Source organism: Streptomyces sp. NPDC005483 (assembly GCF_040606035.1).
Taxonomy (GTDB): Bacteria; Actinomycetota; Actinomycetes; order Streptomycetales; family Streptomycetaceae; genus Streptomyces.
In genome coordinates this window covers 144,210-165,725 of record NZ_JBEXEA010000004.1, presented here as the reverse complement: position 1 = coordinate 165,725, position 21,516 = coordinate 144,210, and the positions used below count along the sequence as shown (strand labels likewise).

At 72.3% G+C, this 21,516-nt stretch carries 18 protein-coding genes and 1 pseudogene; 9 read left to right on the top strand and 10 right to left on the bottom strand.

What is annotated here, in order from left to right; translation table 11 throughout:
• Positions 1–51: 51 nt before the first annotated feature.
• A complete protein-coding gene (gene fabF / locus ABZT06_RS09720) occupies positions 52–1,323 on the top strand; it encodes a beta-ketoacyl-ACP synthase II (protein WP_355737472.1) in 1,272 nt (423 codons plus the stop codon).
• 66 nt (positions 1,324–1,389) lie between these two features.
• Here the strand turns inward: fabF and ABZT06_RS09715 are convergent, their stop codons facing one another.
• Positions 1,390–1,884, bottom strand: a complete 495-nt coding sequence (locus ABZT06_RS09715) for a DUF3145 domain-containing protein (RefSeq protein WP_037721013.1) — start codon at positions 1,882–1,884, stop codon at positions 1,390–1,392.
• Positions 1,885–2,134: 250 nt separating this feature from the next.
• On the opposite strand from ABZT06_RS09715, the gene ABZT06_RS09710 reads away from it, so the two are divergent.
• Together ABZT06_RS09710 and ABZT06_RS09705 are read left to right on the top strand one after the other, a co-directional pair.
• Positions 2,135–3,019, top strand: coding sequence for an SGNH/GDSL hydrolase family protein (locus ABZT06_RS09710; protein ID WP_355737468.1), 885 nt, complete (start codon positions 2,135–2,137; stop codon positions 3,017–3,019).
• Positions 3,020–3,029: 10 nt separating this feature from the next.
• A complete protein-coding gene (locus tag ABZT06_RS09705) occupies positions 3,030–4,001 on the top strand; it encodes an aldose epimerase family protein (protein ID WP_355737466.1) in 972 nt (323 codons plus the stop codon).
• 73 nt (positions 4,002–4,074) lie between these two features.
• Here ABZT06_RS09705 and ABZT06_RS09700 read toward each other — a convergent pair whose 3' ends face one another.
• The gene (locus ABZT06_RS09700) at positions 4,075–6,531 is read right to left on the bottom strand and encodes a glycoside hydrolase family 3 C-terminal domain-containing protein (protein ID WP_355737463.1); all 2,457 of its coding nucleotides are present in this window, start codon (positions 6,529–6,531) and stop codon (positions 4,075–4,077) included.
• Positions 6,532–6,634: 103 nt separating this feature from the next.
• On the opposite strand from ABZT06_RS09700, the gene ABZT06_RS09695 reads away from it, so the two are divergent.
• Positions 6,635–7,216, top strand: a complete 582-nt coding sequence (locus tag ABZT06_RS09695) for a TetR/AcrR family transcriptional regulator (protein WP_355737460.1) — start codon at positions 6,635–6,637, stop codon at positions 7,214–7,216.
• Here ABZT06_RS09695 and ABZT06_RS09690 read toward each other — a convergent pair.
• Positions 7,113–7,409: a DUF2568 domain-containing protein gene (locus tag ABZT06_RS09690; RefSeq protein WP_355738266.1), complete on the bottom strand. Its 297-nt coding sequence runs from the start codon at positions 7,407–7,409 to the stop codon at positions 7,113–7,115. The genes ABZT06_RS09695 and ABZT06_RS09690 overlap by 104 nt on opposite strands.
• Before the next feature lie 52 nt (positions 7,410–7,461).
• Positions 7,462–7,851, bottom strand: a complete 390-nt coding sequence (locus tag ABZT06_RS09685) for a RidA family protein (RefSeq protein WP_355737457.1) — start codon at positions 7,849–7,851, stop codon at positions 7,462–7,464.
• Between the two features lie 58 nt (positions 7,852–7,909).
• On the opposite strand from ABZT06_RS09685, the gene ABZT06_RS09680 reads away from it, so the two are divergent.
• Positions 7,910–8,866, top strand: a complete 957-nt coding sequence (locus ABZT06_RS09680; RefSeq protein WP_355737454.1) for a LysR substrate-binding domain-containing protein — start codon at positions 7,910–7,912, stop codon at positions 8,864–8,866.
• Between the two features lie 75 nt (positions 8,867–8,941).
• Complete coding sequence (locus ABZT06_RS09675; RefSeq protein WP_355737451.1) at positions 8,942–10,183, top strand: pyroglutamyl peptidase; 1,242 nt, start codon at positions 8,942–8,944, stop codon at positions 10,181–10,183.
• Positions 10,184–10,213: 30 nt separating this feature from the next.
• Here the strand turns inward: ABZT06_RS09675 and ABZT06_RS09670 are convergent, their stop codons facing one another.
• Positions 10,214–11,011 carry an EI24 domain-containing protein gene (locus ABZT06_RS09670; protein WP_355737448.1) on the bottom strand — a complete coding sequence of 266 codons (798 nt, stop codon included), beginning with the start codon at positions 11,009–11,011 and terminating at the stop codon, positions 10,214–10,216.
• 192 nt (positions 11,012–11,203) lie between these two features.
• On the opposite strand from ABZT06_RS09670, the gene ABZT06_RS09665 reads away from it, so the two are divergent.
• Complete coding sequence (locus tag ABZT06_RS09665; protein ID WP_355737445.1) at positions 11,204–12,355, top strand: serine hydrolase domain-containing protein; 1,152 nt, start codon at positions 11,204–11,206, stop codon at positions 12,353–12,355.
• A gap of 66 nt (positions 12,356–12,421) precedes the next feature.
• Here ABZT06_RS09665 and ABZT06_RS09660 read toward each other — a convergent pair.
• Positions 12,422–12,838: pseudogene (locus ABZT06_RS09660) on the bottom strand (organic hydroperoxide resistance protein); the annotation flags it as partial.
• Between the two features lie 105 nt (positions 12,839–12,943).
• Positions 12,944–13,942, bottom strand: a complete 999-nt coding sequence (locus ABZT06_RS09655) for an NADP-dependent oxidoreductase (RefSeq protein WP_355737442.1) — start codon at positions 13,940–13,942, stop codon at positions 12,944–12,946.
• Positions 13,943–14,034: 92 nt separating this feature from the next.
• Between ABZT06_RS09655 and ABZT06_RS09650 the strand changes: the two genes are divergently transcribed.
• On the top strand, positions 14,035–14,469 hold the full coding sequence (locus ABZT06_RS09650) for a MarR family transcriptional regulator (protein WP_355737439.1): 435 nt from the start codon (positions 14,035–14,037) through the stop codon (positions 14,467–14,469).
• A gap of 69 nt (positions 14,470–14,538) precedes the next feature.
• Here ABZT06_RS09650 and ABZT06_RS09645 read toward each other — a convergent pair whose 3' ends face one another.
• On the bottom strand, positions 14,539–15,450 hold the full coding sequence (locus ABZT06_RS09645; RefSeq protein ID WP_355737436.1) for a hypothetical protein: 912 nt from the start codon (positions 15,448–15,450) through the stop codon (positions 14,539–14,541).
• A 5-nt stretch (positions 15,451–15,455) separates the two neighbouring features.
• Complete coding sequence (locus tag ABZT06_RS09640; protein WP_355737433.1) at positions 15,456–15,800, bottom strand: hypothetical protein; 345 nt, start codon at positions 15,798–15,800, stop codon at positions 15,456–15,458.
• 43 nt (positions 15,801–15,843) lie between these two features.
• On the opposite strand from ABZT06_RS09640, the gene ABZT06_RS09635 reads away from it, so the two are divergent.
• Complete coding sequence (locus tag ABZT06_RS09635; protein ID WP_355737430.1) at positions 15,844–19,830, top strand: CHAT domain-containing tetratricopeptide repeat protein; 3,987 nt, start codon at positions 15,844–15,846, stop codon at positions 19,828–19,830.
• A gap of 59 nt (positions 19,831–19,889) precedes the next feature.
• On the opposite strand, the gene ABZT06_RS09630 is transcribed toward ABZT06_RS09635, so the two are convergent.
• The gene (locus ABZT06_RS09630) at positions 19,890–21,335 is read right to left on the bottom strand and encodes a hypothetical protein (protein WP_355737427.1); all 1,446 of its coding nucleotides are present in this window, start codon (positions 21,333–21,335) and stop codon (positions 19,890–19,892) included.
• Positions 21,336–21,516 lie beyond the last annotated feature (181 nt).

Below are 21,516 nucleotides of genomic sequence, written 5' to 3'. Positions count from 1 at the left end.
CACCCGGCGGTGGCGCCGCTTAATCCTCGTAACGTTGGAGAAAGATTTCCCGTGAGCCCGACCAATCGCACCGTGGTCGTCACCGGTATCGGCGCAACCACACCGCTGGGTGGCGACGCAGCCTCTACCTGGGAGGGTCTGGTCGCCGGCAAGTCCGGTGTCAAGCCCCTGGAGCAGGAGTGGGCCGCCGACCAGGCGGTCCGTATCGCGGCGCCCGTCGCCGTGGAGCCGACCGAGGTCATTCCGCGGCCGCAGGCCCGGCGCCTCGACCGTTCGGCGCAGTTCGCGCTGGTCGCCGCCAAGGAGGCGTGGGCCGACGCGGGCTTCGAAGGCAAGGCCGGTGAGGACCAGAAGGTCGACCCGGACCGCCTCGGGGCCGTCATCGCCTCCGGCATCGGCGGTGTGACGACCCTCCTCGACCAGTACGACGTGCTGAAGGAGAAGGGCGTCCGCCGCGTCTCCCCGCACACCGTTCCCATGCTGATGCCGAACGGCCCCTCGGCCAACGTGGGCCTGCTCGTGGGCGCCCGTGCGGGCGTGCACACGCCGGTCTCCGCGTGCGCCTCGGGCGCCGAGGCCATCGGCTACGCCATAGAGATGATTCGCACCGGCCGCGCCGACGTCGTCGTCGCGGGTGGCACGGAGGCGGCGATCCACCCGCTGCCCATCGCCGCGTTCGGCAACATGATGGCGATGTCCAAGAACAACGACGACCCGCAGGGTGCCTCGCGTCCCTACGACGTGGCCCGTGACGGCTTCGTCCTCGGTGAGGGCGCGGGTGTGGTCGTCCTGGAGTCCGCGGAGCACGCGGCCAGGCGCGGGGCGCGTGTCTACGCCGAGGCGGTCGGTCAGGGCATCTCCGCCGACAGCCACGACATCGTGCAGCCCGAGCCGGAAGGACGGGGCATCTCGGCCGCCCTGCAGCACCTGCTCGACAACACCGACCTGAACCCGGCGGAGATCGTGCACGTCAACGCGCACGCGACGTCGACTCCGGCCGGTGACATCGCCGAGCTCAAGGCGCTGCGCAAGGTGTTCGGGGACGACGCCGACCACATGGCCGTGTCCGCCACCAAGTCGATGACCGGTCACCTGCTCGGTGGCGCGGGCGGCGTGGAGACGGTCGCGACCGTCCTCGCCCTCTACCACCGGGTGGCTCCGCCGACCATCAACGTCGAGAACCTCGACCCGGAGGCGGAGGCCAACGCCGACGTCGTCCGCGGCGAGGCGCGCAAGCTGCCCGTGGAGGGCCGTATCGCCGCGCTGAACGACTCGTTCGGGTTCGGCGGCCACAATGTCGTACTGGCGTTCCGTACGGTCTGAGAATCGTCCCTACGCAACTGAAGGGCCCCCACCGCTCGGTGGGGGCCCTTCACGTGTACGGAGGACTCAGACGACCTGGTGCAGCCAGCGGACCGGGGCGCCCTCGCCGGCGTACCGGAACGGCTCCAACTCGTCGTCCCAGGGCTTGCCGAGGAGCTTCGCGAGCTCTGCCTCCAGGTCGGTCTCCCCTCGCTGCGAGCGCGTCAGCGCGGCCCGCAGGCGGTCCTCGGGGATCAGGATGTCGCCGTGGATGCCGGTGACGGCGTGGAAGATGCCGAGCTCCGGCGTGCAGCTGTAGCGCTCGCCCTCCGCGGTGGGGCAGGGCTCGGCCGTGACCTCGAAGCGCAGCAGGTGCCAGCCTCTGAGGGCCGACGCGAGCTTGGACGCCGTGCCGGCCTCGCCCTTCCAGGAGAACTCCGAGCGCCAGGTGCCCGGCGCGGCCGGCTGCCGGATCCAGTCGAGGTTGACGCGCGTGCCGAGCACCCCGGCGACGGCCCACTCGACGTGCGGGCACAGCGCGCGCGGCGCGGAGTGCACGTACAGAACTCCACGTGTCGTCACCGGGACCTCCGGGCAGAGCGGGACAAGTCTTGCTGGCTGGCATGGCGGCGATGGCAGGCAGCCACGTTGATGGCGAGGCTACCGTGCGGCGGCGCAAGGAGTGTGACGTACCGTCCGTCCCGATGCCCCGAAACGCCCGCCATTCACCCGGCAGGACGCTAGTACGGGTGTCGATCGTTCCCTCGCGGCCGCCGGGAACTCCCGTGCGTTGTGATGAGAGGACCACCATTTCACGAGGGGAACACCACGGATGCGGAAGCAGGGCCACCGCTCGCGGGCCGTAGTCGCCGTTCTGACGGCGGCTCTTGTGGGCGTCGCCGGCTGTGACGCCGTGGGCGGCGACTCGGCGGGACCGACCCAGAAGGCCAAGCCGTCGCCGAAGCCCACCCCGGCGTGGGACAGCAGCCCGGGGTCGGTAGCGGCCGTCGGGGACTCCATCACCCGCGGCTTCGACGCGTGCGGCATCCTGAAGGACTGCCCCGACGTGTCCTGGTCCACCGGGAGCAGTACGCAGGTCGACTCGCTGGCCGTACGGCTGCTGGGTAAGGCGAAGGCGGCCGGGCGCAGCTGGAACTACGCGGTGTCCGGGGCGCGGATGGCCGACCTGCCCGGGCAGATGGCGCAGGCGGCGGGGCACAGGCCCGGGCTGGTGACGGTGATGGTGGGCGCCAACGACGCGTGCCGCGACTCCACGGCGGCGATGACGTCGGTGTCCGACTTCCGCGCCGGCTTCGAGGACGCGCTCGACGTGCTGCGGAAGACGGCGCCCAAGGCGCAGGTGTACGTGGCGAGCGTGCCGAACCTCAAGCGGCTGTGGTCCGAGGGCCGCACCAATCCGCTGGGCAAACAGGTGTGGAAGCTGGGCGTGTGCCCCTCGATGCTGGCCGACGCGGACGCCCTGGACGCGGCGGCGGCCGAGCGGCGGGACACCGTGCAGGAGCGGGTGGAGGGCTACAACACCGTGCTGAAGGAGGTGTGCGCCAAGGTCGGGCGGTGCCGGTACGACGGCGGTGCGGTGTACGACTACCGGTTCGGCACGGACCAGCTCAGCCACTGGGACTGGTTCCATCCGAGTGTGAACGGACAGGCGCGGCTGGCGGAGATCGCTTACCGCAAGGTCAGGTCCGTGTCCTAAAGTTCCGCACATGAACGAACTCTTCGCCACACTTCCCGACGGCACGCCGGTTCACCGCTGGACCCTGGAGCGCGCGGGCGTCCGCGTGCGGATCCTGTCGTACGGCGGGATCGTGCAGTCGGTCGAGGTCCCGGACCGGGACGGGCGGACGGCGGACGTGGTGCTGGGCTTCGCGGAGCTGGAGGGATACCTCGAGCACTCCGGTCCGTATCTCGGCGCCTTCATCGGGCGGTACGCCAACCGGATCGCGGGCGGCCGCTTCGAGCTGGACGGGGTGACGTACGCGCTCGCGCCCAACAACGCGCCCAACTCCCTGCACGGCGGCGAGAACGGCTTCGACAAGCGGGTGTGGGACATGGAGCCCGCCGGTGAGCACGGGGTGCGGCTGAGCCGGGTCAGCGCGCACGGCGAGGAGGGCTTTCCGGGGCGGCTCGAGGTCTCCGGGACGTACAGCCTGGACGAGTCGGGGGCGCTGCGCATCTCGTACCAGGCGGTCACCGACGCGGCGACCGTCGTCAACCTGACCAACCACAGCTACTTCAACCTGGCCGGTTCCGGGAACGCGGGCGGGCACGAACTGCGGATCGACGCCTCGCGGTTCACCCCGGTCGACGCGGATCTGATCCCGACCGGGGTCGAGGAGGTCGCGGACACCCGGTTCGACTTCCGCCGGGCGCGCAAGGTCGGGGCGGGCTACGACCACAACTTCGTGCTCGACAAGGGGATCACCGAACAGGCCGTCGGGGTCGCCGAGTTGTACGACCCCGTGTCCGGGCGGGTGCTGACGGTGGCGACCACCGAGCCGGGGCTCCAGCTGTACACCGCGGACCATCTGCCCGAGCCCTTCGCGCCGGGCGACGGCATCGCCCTGGAGACCCAGCACTTCCCCGACTCCCCCAACCGGCCGGAGTTCCCGAGCACGGTGCTGCGGCCGGGCGAGGCGTACCGCTCGGAGACGGTGTACGGCTTCGGCACGCGGTAGGAACGGACGAGCCCCGGCCCAGGGGTCAGGTCCCGGGCCGGGGCTGCTTGTGTGAGGGCTGTGCCCCCTGCGATCAGACGTTAATCGTCGCGGTGACCCGGCGGTCGCCGATCGAGCGCCCCACCTGGATTTCGTACGAACCCTTCACATACGACCACGATGAGGTCTTCTCGTCCCAGACCTCGAAGGCCCGGCGCGGGATCTCCACCGTGACCTCGACGCTCTCGCCAGGACCGGCCTCGGCTCCCGCGAAGCCGGCGAGCCGGCGGGCCGGGCGTTCGGCGTCGGGTCCGGCGGGCGCCAGGTAGACCTGGACGACCTCGCGGCCCGCGCGGGCGCCGGAGTTGCGCAGCCGGACCCGGACGGTGGTGCCGCGCACCTCGACGGACTCGTAGGTCCAGTCGGTGTAGCCGAGGCCGTGGCCGAACGGATAGGCCGGGGTGCGGCCCTCCTTCTCCCAGGCCGCGTATCCGATGAAGACGCCCTCGTCGTAAGGGAGTTCACCGCCCTGCGGGGTGACCCGGGTGACCGGGGCGTCGGCCAGGGCACCCCAGGTGGTGGGGAGGCGGCCGCCGGGCTCGTGGGCACCGGTCAGGACGTCGGCGAGGGCCGCGCCGCCCTCCTGACCGGGGAACCAGCCGAGCAGGACGGCGGCGACGTCCTCGCGCCAGGGCAGCTCCACCGGGGAGCCGGAGTTGACGATCACGACGGTGTTCGGGTTGGCGGCGGCGACCGCGCGGACCAGCTCGTCCTGGCGTCCCGGCAGCGTGAGGTCCCTGCGGTCGAAGCCCTCGGACTCGACCCGCTCCGTGGTGGCGACCACCACGACGGCGGTGTCGGCATTGTGGGCCGCCTCGACGGCCTCGGCGATCAGCGCCTCGGGGTCGCGCTGCGGGTCCTGGTGGGCGAGGGTGAAGGCGATGACCTTCATCGGGATGTCCTCGGGGAGGGCGACGACGTAGGTGAGGGAGACGTCGACCGGCTCGCCCGCGGTCAGTTGGACCTGGGCGCGGGGCTGCGGGGCGCCGAAGAAGGTGATGAAGGGGTCGTCCTCGTCGGTGCTCTGGACGTCGTCGTAGTGCGTCGTGCCGTCGACGACCAGCTTGAAGGCGCCCAGTCCCTTGATGCCGAAGGTGTGTTCACCGCCCTCGCGCGCGGTGAAGGTGCCGGTCAGCTCGACGGTGTGCAGCCGGTCGTGGGTGACCCCCTCGGGGAGGTCCGAACCCATCCACTGGATCTGGCCGTTGGGGGCGGACCCCGTGCCGATGACGTTCCCGTCCGCGTCCCGGCAGACCGTGGTGAGAGTGAACCCCTTGTCGGCGAAGCCGAGTTCGGTGTTCGGGTCGGCGCCCACGGCGTAGGTGAGGGTGCCTTCGGGGAGGGCGGCGGTGAGGCCGTCGAGCGGGGAGACGACACGGTCCGGGAAGACGGTGGCGGAGCCGCCGCCGAGGACCCGGGCGTCGCGGGCGGCGGCGCCGATGAGGGCGACCGTGCCCTCGCGCAGGGGCAACGCCCCCTGGTTGCGGACCAGGACGAAGGCGCGGCGGGCGATCTCGCGGGCCAAGTCGATGCCGTCGACGGGGTCCGGGAGCTCGGTGACGACGGGTTCGGCGCCCTCCAGGATGCCGACGCGGGCGGCGAGCCGCAGCACGTTGCGTACGGCCGTGTCGACCGCGCTCTCCTCGACCTCGCCGTCCCGCACCGCCCGGGCGAGTGCCTCGCCGTAGACGGTCGTCGGGCCGGGCATCGCGACGTCGAGGCCGCCCTCGATGGCGCCCTTGGTGGAGCGGGCGGCCATCCAGTCGGAGACGTTGTAGCCGTCGAAGCCCCATTCGCCGCGCAGGACTTCGTTGACGAGGTGGTGGTGCTCGGTCATCGTCGTGCCGTTCACCGTGTTGTAGGCGGTCATGATGCCCCACGGGTGGGCGTTCTCGACGATGTGCTCGAAGGGCGCCAGGTACAGCTCGCGCAGGGCGCGGTCGGACACCAGGTTGTCCACCGTGAAGCGGTCGGTCTCGGCGTCGTTGGCGACGAAGTGCTTGACGGTGGTGCCGACGCCGCCCTCCTGTACGCCGGTCACGTACCCGGCGCCGATCCGTCCGGTCAGGTACGGGTCCTCGCTGTAGGCCTCGAAGTGGCGGCCGCCGAGCGGGGAGCGGTGGAGGTTGACGGTGGGGGCGAGCAGGACGTGGACGCCCTTGCGGCGGGCCTCCTGGGCGAGCAGCACGCCCGCCCTGCGCGCGAGTTCCGGGTCCCAGGTGGCGGCGAGCGCGGTCGGGGAGGGCAGGGCGATCGACGGGTCGTCGGCGCTCCAGCGCACGCCCCGGACGCCGATCGGGCCGTCGGACATGACGAGGGAGGGCAGGCCGATCTCCGGGAGCGCGGGCAGTGACCACATGTCCTGACCGGCGAGGAGCCGGGCCTTGGCGTCCAGGTCCAGCCGGGCCAGGGCCGCCTCGACGGCCGCCTCGCGGGCCTGGTCGGCGGGGGTGGTGCCCCGGGGTCCCTCAGCTGCCTTGGGTGCGGCCATGGCGGCGCCTCCTCGTCGAAGTCCGTGCGGTCCTCTCATCGTGCATCGATTACCTGGTGAACGGTAGGTTTCGTTATCTTGTCGTTGCACAGGCAGGGGTGGCATGTCGTACGGTGACGCCATGAGCGCCAGGACGAGAAGCGAGGAGCGCCGGGCCGAGATCGTCCGGGCGGCCCTGGAGGTCATCGCCGAGCGCGGCTACCGGGGCGCGAGCCTGGCCGCGGTGGCCGAGCGGGTCGGGCTGACCCAGCAGGGGCTGCTGCACCACTTCCCGACGAAGGACGCGCTGCTGGTCGCGGTGCTGGAGGAGCGGGACAAGTGGGACGCGGTGCCGAACGGCAGCTGGCGCGTCGACCTGCTCACCTCGCTCGTCGAGTACAACGCGATGCGGCCCGGCATCATCCAGACCTTCTCGGCGCTGCTCGGCGAGAGCGTGACGGAGGGGCATCCGGCTCGGGAGTACTTCACCGACCGCTACACCCGGGTGCGCGCGTCGATGACGGTGGCCCTGCGCGCCGAGTACGGCGACCGCCTCCCCAACGGACTGAGCCCTGAACGCACCGCGCCCCTGCTGGTCGCGGTCATGGACGGCCTCCAGTACCAGTGGCTGCTCGACCCGGAGTCGGTGGACATGCCGGGCGCGTTCCGGGACTTCCTGCGGCTGCTGGGCGAGCCGGTGGAGTGAGGGTCACCGGCTCCAGACGACGGCGAGTGTCTTGCTGAGCACACACACGCACGCGAAGGCTCAGCGCCCAGGCATGCTGACCCGCGGCGTACAGCAGCACGACACCCGCTCCGAACCAGAGCACTTCGAAGGCCACACGGGCCGCACCGCGGAGCTTGAACCTCGCCCTCGGGGAGCCGAACAGACCCCACACCCAGCCGAGAGCGACCACCCCGCGGCCTTCGCTGCCTTCATATGCCGCAGTATCACCCCGCCGCCGGCACCGCCGCCACGACTTCGATCTCGATCAGCGCCTCGGGCCGGAACAGCCGGGACACCTCGAAGGTCATGCTGGTGGGCGGGGTGCCGGTGAGAAACTCCCGTCGTACGGCGCCGTACTGCTCCAGCTCCGAGATGTCCGTGAGGTAGGTGCGGATGTTGATGACGTCGGCCAGGCTCGCCCCGTGCGCCTCCAGCAGCGCGGCGAGGGTCTCGAAGACGCCCCGGGACTGTGCGGCGAGCGTGGCGCCTTCGGCGATCTGGCCGGAGACGAACAACAGGACGCTGCCGTCCGCCTGTTCGACGCGGGCGACCTGGGAGTAGTAGGGGCTCAGGGGCTGGGGCGCGCCGGCGGGGTTGTCCAGGGTGATCTGCATGCCGTCGACGCTAGGTGCGCCCTTGTGATGCGACAAGCGAATGTCCAGCATGGCTGTCATGCCGAACCCGCATCGCACGGACCCGCCTCCCGATCTCGCCACCGTCTGGCTGCGGGTCTTCCTCGAGGTGGCCCGGCACGAGTCGTTCACCGTGGCCGCGCGCGCTCTGGGCTGGACGCAGTCGGCGGTGTCCCGGCAGATCTCCTCGCTGGAGGGGGCGCTGGGCGGGGCGCCGTTGTTCGACCGGCTGCCGCGGGGCGTGCGGCTGACGGAGGCGGGGCGGGTGCTCGTGCCGTACGCGGAGACCGTCACCGGGGCGCTGCACGGGGCCGTGCGCGAGCTGGCGGCGCTGCGTGAAGTGGCGGGCGGGCGACTGCGGTTCGGGGCGTTCCCGACGGCCGACGCGGCGCTGGTCCCGCATGCCCTCGGCGCCTTCCGTAGCCGCCATCCGCGCGTGCGGGTCTCCCGCGAGGAGGGGCTCACGCCGTTGTTACTGGACCGGCTCACCGACGGGCGGCTGGATCTCGCGGTCGTCTCCACGACCGGCGGAGCGCCGCTGTCGGCGTACGAACTGCGTCATCTGCTCGACGAGTCGCTGTACGTCGCCGTCCCGTCCGGGCATCCGCTGGTGGGTGAGGGCGTCGGCCCGGTGCGGCTCGGGCGGCTCGCGGACGCCGACTGGATCTCCGGGAGCCCGCGGCCCGAGGGCACCCTGCTCGACGCGGCCCTGCGGCAGGGCTTCCGGCCGCGGATCGCGCACGTCGTCGGCGAGTGGACCGCCAAACAGGGGTACGTCGCCGCCGGGCTCGGCGTGGCTCTGGTCCCGGCGCTCGCCGCGCAGTCCGTACGGCCGGACGTCGTACTGCTCCCGGTGCTCGACGAGGGGGCGCCGGCGCGGGCGGTGTACGCGGCGACGCCGCGGGGGCGGTCCACCTCGCCGGCCGTGGCGGCGTTCGTGGAGGCGCTGCGGGAGGCCGCGGGGCGCATTCCCCGCACGTCACCCCCCATGGCGTAGACCACTTTCGTCACGCGATACTGCCGTCGTCCGGCACCACTCGCGCCCCACAGCGACGGAAGGACCTGAACTCCCTTGACATCCCTACGCGTTCGGATCGGCATCCTCGGACTGGCCCTGCTGGCGGGGCCCGTGGCCCCCATGAGCCCGGCAGCGGCAGCGACCGCCCCTTCGCCCACGGTGGAGGAGCGGCGGCTCGACCAGGCCGTACCGCGGGAGATCCTCGAACGGTCCGGATTCGACGCCGTGCCGCTCCGCCTCACGCGGGCGCTCGGGTCGGCGCGTTCCTACGGGGAGGCCCGGAAGGCCGTCGTAGGGCAGGGGTCCGCGCTGTGGAAGCGGGCCGTCGACCGGGCGCAGGGGCGGGGCCCTGCCGGTGGGGATCTGAGCCGCGACGACGACCGGCCCCTGTACTGGGCGCGGTTGGCGATGACGCGGGAAGTGCGCACCTGGGAGCCGGAGTTCGCGCTGTCGGACGGGCAACGTGCGGCACTTCTGGGCGAGTTGGAGCTGGCCTCGCGAGGCCAGACGTCCGTACGGTATCCGGGTGGTGGCCGGCTCAAGAGGGTGCTCCTCACCGGGTTCGACCCGTTCACGCTGGACCGGGACATACGGATCTCGAACCCGTCCGGGGCGAGCGCGCTCGCGCTCGACGGGACGGTCATCGAGACGGCGGACGGGCCGGCGCGGGTGGAGACCGTCGTGTTCCCCGTGCGGTGGCAGGACTTCACGGACCAGACCGTGGAGCGGGCGCTGCGGCCGTATCTGAAGCGCGTGGATCTCTTCACGACCGTGAGTCAGGGGCGGGTGGGCCGGTTCGACGTCGAGCGGACCAACGGGGCCTGGCGCGGCGGGTTCCCGGACAACGACACCATCGGGGTGACGGGGACGGTTCCGGTCACCGACCCGGCCTCGCAGCCCCAGTGGACGACCACGACGCTGCCGTACAAGGCGATCGTGGACGCGGACACCGGGCGTTTTCCCGTCTACGACCACACGAGCGTGACCGAGATCCCGGCGGGAGGGACGCAGCCGGTCGTCCGGCCGGACGGGCCGAGTCCCGGGTCCACGGCGCGTGCCGGGGGTGGCGGGGACTACCTGTCCAACGAGATCGCGTACCGGGTCACGCTGCTGCGGGACCGGCTGGGGCTGCACGACGTACTGCCGGGCGGCCATGTGCACACGCCGGTACTGGAGTTCGGGGCGGGGAACACGGATCCGGCGACGGGGACGGTGACCGATCCGGGGTTCGTGCGCAACCGGCTGGACATCATCGCGCAGGTGCGGGCGATCGTCGCGGTGGCGGTGGGGGCGTAGCAGGTTCGGGGGGTGGGGGCTGCCGCCCCTTCACGGGCCGGGCACCGCTTGCGCGTCGTCCTCCTCGTCGGACTCCTCCCGCGTCTCCTCCCCCAGCAGTTCCCGCGCCATCAGCGTCGCCCCCGCCACCGCGCCCGGCATCAGGAACACCGCCACGAAGGGGACCAGGAAGGACAGGCCGAGGGGGGTGCCGAAGCCCCAGATGAGGGTTTTGCGGGAGCGCAGGAGGGTCAGGCGGGCCCGGAGGTCCACGCCTCGGCGCTGGAGGGCGACCGCGGTGAGCTCCTCGGTGAGGAAGAACCCCGTGACGAAGAAACCGATCACCGGGACGACCGTCTGGCCGACGACGGGGACGAAGCCCAGGGCGAAGAGCAGGACCGCCCACAGGAGGGCCCGGACGACGATCCGAAGGCTGTCCCGCGCCGAGATCCACAGCTCGCGCCAGAGCGGCAGGCCGGACTCGGGGGCGGTGCCGTCCGGGGAGACATCCCGGTCGACCTTCTCGGAGAGGTTCTCGTAGAAGGGCTGGCCTATGAGAAGGGTGACCGCCGTGAAGGTCAGGACGGCGAGGAGGAGGGCCAGCGCGAACAGAACCACCGTGAGGAACTCCCGGAACAGGCCCCGCCACGGGCTCGACCAGTGGTCGGCGAAGGGGGTCGACCAGGACACCGCGTCCCCGCCCCAGGTCGCCAGGGCCACCAGGGCCACCGCGTACAGCACCAGGGTGATCAGGCCCGGGATCAGCCCGAAGCCGTACTGCTTGCCGTGCCGGGCCACCCACCGCTGGCCCTTCAGGAGATAGTGGAAGCCCGCCCCGAGATCACGCATGCCCGCACCCTATCGGGTGCCCCTCGGGCGACTCCCTCCAGTCGCGGTTGAGTCGAACAGGTACGTCTCGCCGTACCGATCTCAGGAAGCCCCAAAGGAGGTGTCGCGGATCATCCCCAGGGGGGCGCCCAGGTCGGACGGGCGTTGTTCACCATGGGACACGCGAGCAGCGGCTGAGGTTGAGGAGAGCGGATGACGCAGGAGATCCACGGCACCGTCGCGGACGGCTTCGAGGCGGTGCGCGAGGAGTTCACCGCTTTCGTGACGGGCGAACGGCCCGACTACGAGGGGCAGTTGAGCGCGTATGTGCACGGCAGGCGGGTCGTCGACCTGTGGGCCGGTGAGGGCGTCGGACCGGACTCCCTCTACGGCGTGTTCTCGTCGACCAAGGGTGCCGCCCATCTGGTGGTCGCCCTCCTGCTCCAGGAGGGCACGCTGGAGCTGGACCGCAAAGTCACCTATTACTGGCCGGAGTTCGGGGCCGAGGGCAAGGGTCAGCTGACCCTGCGGGATCTGCTGGCGCACCGGGCCGGGGTGGTCGGCCTGGACGCCGGTTTCACCGCTCAGGAGCTGGCGGACGACCGGGTGGTGGCGGAACGGCTCGCGGACCAGAAGCCGTTCTGGCGCCCCGGCACGGCCTTCGGCTACCACGCGCTCGTGATCGGCGCGCTCACCGGCGAGATCGTCCGGCGGGCGACGGGCCGCACGCTCCAGGAGGTGCACGAGGAGCGGATCCGTGCGCCGTACGGGCTGGACTTCCACCTGGGGCTGCCCGCGGCGCTGGAGCCCCGGTACCGCTCCGTGCAGCCGATGCTCCCGAGCGCCGAGCAGCAGGCCCTGCTGGACGCGGCGCCGGCAGGTCCGCACACCCTGACCGCGATCGCCTTCAACCAGCAGGTGCCCGACCCAGGCGACCTGGTGGATTACGCCAACTCCCGTGCCGTGCGCGCGAAGGGGCCGGCGTCGGCGGGTGGAGTGGCGGCCGCTCGGGGCCTGGCCGGGATGTACGCGGCGGCGATCAGCGAAGTCGCCGACCGGCCGCCCCTGTTGAAGCCGGACACCATCGCCGAGGTGGGCCAGATCCAGTCCGTCGGCTACGACCTGGTGGCCCGGTCCCACAAGTCCTACGGCCTGGGCTTCCAGGCCACGGCCGACATGTGGCACCCGTTCCTGGGCGCCGGTTCCTTCGGCCACAGCGGCGCCGGCGGCTCCCAGGCCTTCGCCGACCCCCGCAGCGGTCTGGCCTACGGCTACACCCGCCGCCGGATGGCGTTCCCGGGAGGGGCGGCGCCGGAGAACGAGCGGTTCGTGAGGGCCGTACACAGGGCGGCTCTGGCCGTGTGAGAAGGACGGAGCCCGCACCCCACGTCCAGGAGTGCGGGCTCCGCCCGGTACGACCAACGAGCTCCGTCAGGCGAGCGTCACGGTGATGTTTCCGTGGGTCGCCTTCGAGTACGGGCAGACCTGGTGGGCCTTCTCCAGCAGGGCCCTCGCGGTGTCCGGGTCGGCGTTCGGGAGGGTCGCCCAGATCTCGACGATCAGGCCGAAGCCGTCGGAGTTCCTGCCGATGCCGACCTTCGCGGTGACCGTCGAACCGGAGATGTCGGCCTTCTCCTTGCGGGCGACGACGCCGAGGGCGCCCTGGAAGCAGGCGCTGTACCCGGCGGCGAAGAGCTGCTCCGGGTTGGTGCCGTTGCCGCTGCCGCCCATTTCCTCGGGCGGGTTGACGACCACGTCGAGCCTGCCGTCGTCGGTGGCGACACGGCCGTCGCGACCGCTCTCGGCGGTGGCGACGGCCGTGTAGAGGACATCGGTCTGCTGGAGGGACGTGCGGGTGTCTTCCTCCTCGGTCCACCGCGACTCGCGCCCACGATCGACGGCAGATTCGGAAAGAAGTTACCGCATTACGGAAATCCAGCACAGGGCCGGCGCCTAGAGCTTGACGATCATCTTTCCGGTGTTGTCGCCACGCAGGACCCCGAGGAACGCCTCGAGGTTGTTCTCGATGCCCTCGACGACCGTCTCGCGGTACTTCAGCCGACCGGACGCCACCCACGGGCCGACCTCGGCGACGAACTCCGGCTGGAGGTCGTAGTTGTCGCCGACGAGGAAGCCCTGAATGCGGCCGCGGGTCTGGATCAGACGGGCGAGGTTGCGCGGGCCGGGGGCGGCCTCGGTGTTGTTGTAGACCGAGATCATGCCGCAGACCGCGATCCGGCCGCCCTGGTTGAGGGAGCCGATGGCGGCCTCGAGGTGGTCGCCGCCGACGTTGTCGAAGTAGACGTCGACGCCGTCCGGGGCGGCCTCGCGCAGCTGGTCGCTGACCGTGCCGTTCTTGTAGTTGAAGGCCGCGTCGAAGCCGTACTCCTCGACGAGCAGCTTGACCTTCTCGTCCGAGCCGGCCGAGCCGATGACCCGGGAGGCCCCCTTGAGCTTGGCGATCTGGCCGACCTGGCTGCCGACGGCACCCGCGGCGCCGGAGACGAAGACCGAGTCGCCCTCCTTGAAGGAGGCGGTGCGCAGGAGGCCGGCGTAGGCGGTGAGGCCGGTCATGCCGAGGACGCCGAGGTACGTCGACAGGGGGGCCGCGTCGGCGTCGACCTTGACGGCGTGCTTCGCGTCCATGACCGCGTGCTCGCGCCAGCCGAAGAAGTGCAGGACGTGGTCGCCGACGGCGATGCCCTCGGCGTTGGAGGCGACGACCTCACCGACCGCGCCGCCCTGCATGACCTTGCCGAGCTCGAAGGGCTCGGCGTACGACTTGGCGGCGCTCATGCGGCCGCGCATGTACGGGTCGACGGAGAGGTACTTGTTGCGGACCAGTACCTGGCCCTCACCGGGGGGCGGGACCTCGGCTTCGACCAGGGCGAAGTCCTCGGGCTTGGGCCAGCCGACCGGTCGGGAGACGAGGTGCCATTCGCGGTTGATCATGATGCCTGCGACCTTTCCATTTACTTCAGTGCCTTAAACAACCATGCTCCTGAATATTTCAGGTTGTCAAGTAAAGGGGTATCCTGGAGTCCATGCCCACTCCTCACAAGACCCGGCCCGACGCGCTGACCATGGAAGTCGTGGAGCTCATCGGGGACGTGGTGGCCCGCTTCCACTCGGACTACGAGGACGCGGCCGCGGAGCACGCCCTCACCGGGGCGCAGGCGCGGCTGCTGAGTCTGCTGTCCCTGGAGCCGCTGCCCATGCGCAAACTGGCCCAGAAACTGAAGTGCGAGCCGTCGAACGTCACCGGGATAGTGGACCGGCTGGAGGCACGCGGGCTGGTGGAGCGGCGCCCCGATCCCGCGGACCGGCGGGTCAAGGTGGCGGCGGCGACGGAGGCGGGCCTTGAGATGGCCCGGGAACTGCGGGAGGGACTGCGGTTCGCCCGGGCGCCGCTGGCGGGGTTGTCGGAGGGGGAGCGGACGTCTCTGCGGGACCTGCTGCTGCGGATGCTGGAGGCGTGACCGGGGGGGGCGCCTGCCCCGTGGCGCCGGGTCGCGTCGGCCGGCTGCCGGACCAGCGGGAACGGGCGGCTAGCGGCCCTTCCGCACGAGGTCGGAGATGCGCTCGCCCTCGCTGATCGTCAGCGGACCGGTCCCCTCCGTGGCGTCGCCCATCCCCAGCGCGGCCGCCAGCGTACGGCCGTACAGGTCCAGGGCGGCCTCGGTCAGGGTGGTGAGATCGGCTACGGCGGAGCGGGCGCGGGCCCACCCGGTCAGCCCGATGCCCGCGGCGACCAGCACGGCGGGCCACCACACCACGGTGAGCAGGAGGTAGGGCACGGCCCAGGTTCCGGTGGCGACCGCGGCGGCGAACGCCGACTGCGCGGTGGTGAGTTCGGTCCGTGCAGGGTCGGGCAGGACCAGCCAGAGCCGGGACCAGCCGTAGGCCAGGTCGAGTCCGTAGCGGTGGTACGCGATGGACTCCACGGCGTGGATCCGGTCGCCCATCCAGGTCGGCCGGCCCGGTTCGGCCATGGCCAGCCGGGTGATGCGGTGGGCCACGGTGTCGATGCGGTCCTGCTGCTCGCGGGTGCGGGTGGCCGGGCCCGCCGCTTCGAGCGCCCGGCGTTCCTCGACGAGCCGGTGCCATCGCGCACGCCGACGGGCCGTACGCGCGGCCGCGACCGGGGCGAAGGGGCGGGGCCACGGTCCCAGCCAGACGCGCCGGGTGATCGCGGCCAGCGCCTGCACGACGAAGCCCACACCGGAGGCGGCCGCCAGTACGGCCACGACGAGGAGGGCCTGCGCCCCGCTCGACAGGTCGGCGATCCTGGCCATGGCGTCCTCGGCCTGCCGGGTCAGCAGCGCGACGTTCCACGCGTCGGCATGGCCGAGGCCGAGGGACAGCCACACCGCGCCGAGGAAGAAGGCACCGGGGAGCACGAGCAGGCTGATCCACCGGTCGGCCAGGGTCTTGGCCAACTGCTGGAAGAAACCGCCCACCCGCGCTACCCCCGCTCCATGGGCCGGCCCATGACCGCGCAGCGCGGGATCGCGCCCGCCGGTGGCGGTACCGCCGTCCGGTCGCAGGCGCCGTCCGGGCAGCGGAAGTCCTCCCGACGGGCGGTGCCCGGCCCGGCTCCCGGCAGTCCCGTGGCGAGTGTGCGCAGGGTGGTCTCACGGTCGGTGTTCAGCAACCGGCCCAGCAGGGTGAGCACCGGGCGCCGGGCCCGCGCCTCGGCCACGATCCGTTCCAGCAGTTCCTGACGTGCCGCGGAGTGCAGCCTGGTCTCGCCGATCAGCGCGTCGAACTCCTTGCACAGCGTGGTCAGGGCCGATCGTTCGGCGTCCAACAGGGCTCCCCCTTCCGGCAGTCGGCCGATAGTCTCATGGGCGATGTCCTCCGACCACCGGCTCGATCCGGAGCAGCTGAACCAGCAGGCGGTCGACCTTCTGAACCGGGCCACCCGAGCCGGTGACACGGCCCTTCTGGTCCGCTGCGTCTCGTTGTTCCGGAGCATCGTCGCCCTGACACCGGCGTACCATCCCCACCGCGCCACCCGCCTGTACAACCTCGCCGAGACCCACCGGGCGCTCTACGCGCTGACGGGACGGGAGGACGACGCCGACCAGTCGATCGGCATCGGGCGACAGGCCGTCACCACGCTCCAGGTCGGCAACCCGAACTCCGCGCTCATCCTGGGCAACCTCAGCGCCACGCACCTCCTCCGCTTCCGGCGGGCCGGGCACCCGGACGACCTGGACGGGGTCATCGAGTTCGGGGAACGGGCCGTCGTCGCGACCGGCGCCGACCTGAACATGGCGTTCTACCTGGCCACTCTCGCCATGGGCCACTTGCTGCGGTTCCAGAGGACGGGCCACCTGCCGAACCTGGACCGCGCCATCGACTCCGGCGAGCGCGCGATGGCCGCCGCCCCCGCCGGCTCCCCGCACCTGCAGACCATCCTGACCGACCTCGCCTCGGGCTACCTGCTGCGCTTCGAGAGGACCGGGTACTTCGCGGACCTGGACCGCGCCATGGACACCGGCGAGCGCGCGATGGCCGTCCTCCCCGCCGGCTCCCCCCACCTGCCGACCATCCTGACCAACCTCACCACGGGTCACCTGCGGCGCTTCGAGAGGACCGGGCACCTCGCGGACCTGGACCGCGCCATGGACACCGGCGAGCGCGCGATGGCCCTCGCTCCCGCCGACTTCCCGCACCGGCAGACCGTCCTGACCAACCTCGGCGCCGCCTACTGGGCACGGTTCGGACGGGCGGGCCGTCCGGCGGACCTGGACCGCGCCATCGGGTTCGGGGAACAGGCCGCCGCCGACACCGGTAGTCCGTACCGGGTGACCGCCTTGTCCAACCTCGCCGCCGCCTATCACGCCCGCTTCGCGCGGACCGGGAGCCTGGCGGACCTGGACCGGGCCATCGGCCACCACGAACACGCGGTGGCAGCCGGCCCGGGCGACACACCCGAAGGTGCGACCTACCTCTCCAACCTCGGCATGGCGTACCACGCGCGGTTCGAGCGGCTCGGCGAGGTGGCCGACCTGGACCGGGCCGTCGGCCACCTCGGCCGGGCCGTCGCCACGGCGCCCCAGGGGCACCGCCAGTTCGCGACGTTCCTGTCCAACCTCGGTGTCGCGTACCACGCACGGTTCGAACGGCTGGGGGACGCGGGCGATCTGGACCGTGTCGTCGCGTACTACGAACGGTCCGTCGCCGCCACGCCGTCCGACCACCCGGACCGTGCGACCCGCCTGTCCAATCTCGGTACCGCGTACGACGCGCGATTCGACCGGAGCGGAAACCCCGTCGACATGCACCGGGCCGTCGAGAACCTTCAGAGAGCGGTCGCCGAGGTACCCGCCGATCACCCGTTCCGCGCGACCGTCCTGAACAACCTCGCGGCGGCCCTGCGGGGGCGGTTCGAACAACTGGGGGACGTGGCCGATCTGAACCAGGCCGTCACACATCAGGAACAGGCCGTGGCCGCCACGCCCGCTGACCACCCGGATCTCGCGTACCGCCTGTCGAACCTGTGCCTGGCCCACTGGTCCAGGTTCGCCCGCACCGGGGAGCCGTCCGACATGGACGCGGCCATCGACGCCGGGAGACGCGCGGTGGCCGCCACACCGGACGACCATCCGAACCGTGCGGTGCACCTGAACAACCTCGGCAACGCCCTCAACCAGCGGTTCGGGCACAGCGGCAGCCTGCACGACCTGGACCGGGCCGTCGCGCACTACGAACAGGCCGTGGCCGCCACGCCGAACGACCACCCGAACCGGGCCACAAGGCTGTCCAACCTCGGGGTCGCCTACGGGGCGCGCGCCCAGCGCAGCCGCGACCGGTCCGACTTCGACAACGCCGTCGATCTCGCGCTCCGGGCGCTCGCGGCCACCCCCGCCGACCATCCCGACCGGCTGCTGCGCCTGTACAACCTCGGGCGGGCCCATCAGATGCGGTACGAGCACTCGGGCGATCCGGCCGACCTCGACCGTGCCGTCGACCTCGCGCGGGAGGAGGCCGCCGCCGTCCCCACCGGCCATCGGGCCCGCGCGCAGCATCTGTTCAACCTCGGTAACGCCTACCGGCTGCGGTTCCAGCGGACCGGCGCCACGTCCGACCTCGACCGCGCCGTCGACGCCGCGGAACAGGCGGTCACGGCCACCCCCGGCGACCATCCGAACCGGGCCGCACGGATCTACTTCCTCGGGACCTGTTACAGGAGGCGGTGGGACACCGGCGGCGCCCTCGACCGGTCGCGGATCGCCGGGCTCGCTCGGGAAGCGCTCGCGGCCACGACGGCGCCCCCGCTCGACCGGCTCCGCGCCTGCTGGGCAGTGGGCCGGCTCGCCTACGTACTGGACGAACCGCACACCGCCCGGCTGCTGTTCGACACGGCGGTGGAGTTGCTGCCGTCGGTCGCGGCACGGGAGACCTCGTCGGCGGACCACGAGTACCGCCTCGGCGCGAACCGCGGACTGGTCGGCGAGGCGATCTCCGTGCACTGTGCCCTCGACGATCCGGGCGGCGCGGTCCAGGCAGGTGAGCTGGGCCGGTCGGTCCTGCTGGCGTCCCGGCTGGCGCTGCGGACGCCCCTCGCCGACCTCGAGGCCGAGCATCCCGCACTGGCCCGCCGGCTGAGCCGCGTCCGCGATGCCCTCAACGCGCCGGATCCCCCGGCCATGGTCACGCCTGACGGCCAGGACCTCGATCACGTCGACCGACGCAGAAGACTGTGGGCCGAGCACGACGACGTGCTGACGGAAATCCGCCGGCTGCCGGGGCTGGACCGGTTCCTGCTCCCCCCGGCGTGGAGCGAGCTGCGGCCGACCGCCACCGGCGGGGCGGTCGTGCTGCTCAACGCCGGACTGCAGCGGTGCGACGGCATCGTCATCACCGCCGACGGCCCCCCGCTGCTGGTACCGCTGCCCGACCTGCGACTGGCCGAAGTCGAGGCGTGGGCAGTCGAGTTGACGGAAGCGACGCATGACACCGGGTCGTTCACCGGCGAGCTGCGCCGGCAACGGGTGCTGACGGAGCTGCTGGGCCGGCTGTGGGACACGGCGGTCGAGCCGGTCCTCGACGCGGTCGACGACCGGCTCCGCCCGGACGACGGGGTACTCCCCCGCGTGTGGTGGATGCCGACCGGGCCGCTCGGGCTGCTGCCGCTGCACGCGGCCGGGCACCCCGGCGAGGCCGGGGCGCTCGACCGGGTGGTCTCGTCGTACACGCCCACTCTGCGAACCCTGGCCCGCGCCCACGGGCGTCCGGCGGCGACGGTCCTGCGCCGGCTCACCGTCGCCCTCGACCGGACCCCGGGGCTGCCGGACCTGCCGGCCACCGCCGCCGAGGCGGCGAGCCTGCACGCGGTCCATCCCGACATGCCGTTGCTCACCAACGAGCAGGCCACCGCCGCCCGAGTGACCGGCGCGCTCCCCGAGGCGAGCTGGGCGCACTTCGCCTGCCACGCCGGCACCGACCCCGACGCGCCGTCCGAGGGCGGGCTTCATCTCCACGACGGCGTGCTGTCCATCGCGGAGATCGGCCGCCGCGACCTCCACGAGGCCGAACTGGCATACCTGTCCGCGTGCTCCACCGGACATGTCGGCCGGCGGCACGCGGACGAGTCCATCCACCTCGCCTCCGCGTTCCAGCTGGCCGGGTTCCGGCATGTCGTCGCGAGTCTCTGGCCGCTGGACGACCGCGTCGCGGCCGGCGCGGCCGAGCACTTCTACCGGCTGATGCCGGACAGACCGTCCGCCGATGACGCGGCGATCGTGCTCCATCGCGTCATCCGGGAGCTGCGCGCCGAGCATCCGGGCCGACCGCACCTGTGGGCGTCTCTGATCCACAGCGGCCCATAGCGGAGTTCTCCCCCGGCGGGCCCACGGACGACCATTCCGGCTTCACACAGGCGAAGCCCTTACGTGCACCACCACAGGAAGCGGTCGCACTGTGTCGGGGACGGGGACGGGCTCGGGGCGGCGGTGGTGGGGGTCGCCGTGGGGGCCGAGCCTCCGCTGGTGGACGTGGGCTTGGCGGTGGGGGTCGACGCGCCGGGGGGCTTGACGGTCGCCGACTGGGCGTCGGGGCTCTTGCTCGCGTCGGCGTCCTCACTCTTGGACGCGGAGGGCGACGGGGACTCCGAGGTCGACGGGGACGGCGAGTTGGAGGGGGCGGTTCCGGCTGAGTCGGCCTCCGTCGACGCCGATGCGCTCGCCTCCGGGGAGGCACCGCCCTCGGCCGACTCCCCGTCCGCCGCGGCCGGCTTGGGGGAGGATCCCGGGGCGTCCATGCCCAGCTCCGCGAGGCTCAGACCGCCGGCCGCGAGCAGGAAGCCGGCGGCGATCAGCAGGGTTCGGCGGCGACGTCTGCGGTGCGCTGCGGCTTTGCGATCGCGACGACTTGCTCCGCCGGTGGGATCGTCGGGGTCGTCCTCGTCGTACTCGTCGTCATGGGTGTCCTCGGGTTCGGCGAGGCGGTCGGTGTCCTCGGCACCCCGGCCCCGTGCGCGCCGCCGTGAGGCTCGGCCGCCGGTCGGTTCCACGGCCTCCTCGACAGGGCTGCCGCTCACGCGAGCGGGGCTGCGGCTCGCCTCGGCGCCCGTGCGGGTGATGGGGTTGGCGTCGGCATCTGGGCCGGGGCGGGTCCCGGAGCCGGGGCCGGTCTCGAAGCCGGGGCCAGAACCGAGGCCGGTCTGGAAGCCGGGGCCGGAACCGGTCTCGAAGCCAGGGTCACCCCCAGAGCGGGAGCCCGTCCCGGAGCCCGCCCCGTAGCCCGTCCCGGAGCCGAGGCCCGCCCCGGAGCCGGTGTCGGCTCCGGTCGAGCCGTAGCCTGCCCCGGCCTCCGCCGCCCCGGCCCCCAGAGGATCGCCCGCGCGCGGGGCGCTCTGGTGGCCGTCCGCGCCGTACGCCATGTCACCCTGACCGGGCATGCCGTACGCCCCGGCATCCCCGCCGCCGACGTCGTACACCCCTTGAGGGTCGCCGCCGTACGACGCACCGCTCCCGGCACCTCCGCCGTACACCGCGCCGCCCGGACCGCCGTCCCCGCCGTACGTCCCGCCGCCCTCACCCTCCCCGCCATACCCCGCGCCGTCCTGCCCACCCATGCCGTACGGGGTGGCCCCCGCGGCCCCTCCCCCATATGGCGTCGCCTCGTGGCCCGGGAGCGGGCCGCCGGCCACGGCGGCGCCGTACTGACCCTCGGCTCCGTACGTCGCGTACGCCGGGGTCAGCGGGGGCTCCTGCGACTGGCTCTGGGCGGGCACGCGCGGGGTGTACGCGCGTAGCGCTTCGATCGAGGTGCCGCACCCCGGGCAGGCGAGGGCGCCGTTGAGGTGCCGTCGGCACGGGTCGCAGTAGTCCATGACGCGGGAAGACTAAGTTCCTCTCACCTGGCATTCATAGTCACGCCCGTGAAGGTTGTGTGTCGAACTACCCGTTCCGGCGCGGCAAGTTGAGAGGGCCGCCGGGGACCGTTCGGGCATCCTTCCCGATCTCACCGAAACCGCCTTCGAAAGCCGTGTCGAAAGCGGTGTCGAAACCGTT

Bases quoted from the DNA above. Each gene is read 5' to 3' on its own strand.
- ABZT06_RS09700 (WP_355737463.1), bottom strand. From the start codon at position 6,531: ATGGCCGCACCCAAGGCAGCTGAGGGACCCCGGGGCACCACCCCCGCC.
- ABZT06_RS09670 (WP_355737448.1), bottom strand. From the start codon at position 11,011: ATGCGTGATCTCGGGGCGGGCTTCCACTATCTCCTGAAGGGCCAGCGG.
- ABZT06_RS09680 (WP_355737454.1), top strand. From the start codon at position 7,910: ATGCCGAACCCGCATCGCACGGACCCGCCTCCCGATCTCGCCACCGTC.
- ABZT06_RS09650 (WP_355737439.1), top strand. From the start codon at position 14,035: ATGCCCACTCCTCACAAGACCCGGCCCGACGCGCTGACCATGGAAGTC.
- ABZT06_RS09685 (WP_355737457.1), bottom strand. From the start codon at position 7,851: ATGCAGATCACCCTGGACAACCCCGCCGGCGCGCCCCAGCCCCTGAGC.
- ABZT06_RS09695 (WP_355737460.1), top strand. From the start codon at position 6,635: ATGTCGTACGGTGACGCCATGAGCGCCAGGACGAGAAGCGAGGAGCGC.
- ABZT06_RS09655 (WP_355737442.1), bottom strand. From the start codon at position 13,942: ATGATCAACCGCGAATGGCACCTCGTCTCCCGACCGGTCGGCTGGCCC.
- ABZT06_RS09705 (WP_355737466.1), top strand. From the start codon at position 3,030: ATGAACGAACTCTTCGCCACACTTCCCGACGGCACGCCGGTTCACCGC.
- ABZT06_RS09665 (WP_355737445.1), top strand. From the start codon at position 11,204: ATGACGCAGGAGATCCACGGCACCGTCGCGGACGGCTTCGAGGCGGTG.
- ABZT06_RS09635 (WP_355737430.1), top strand. From the start codon at position 15,844: ATGTCCTCCGACCACCGGCTCGATCCGGAGCAGCTGAACCAGCAGGCG.
- ABZT06_RS09630 (WP_355737427.1), bottom strand. From the start codon at position 21,335: ATGGACTACTGCGACCCGTGCCGACGGCACCTCAACGGCGCCCTCGCC.
- ABZT06_RS09710 (WP_355737468.1), top strand. From the start codon at position 2,135: ATGCGGAAGCAGGGCCACCGCTCGCGGGCCGTAGTCGCCGTTCTGACG.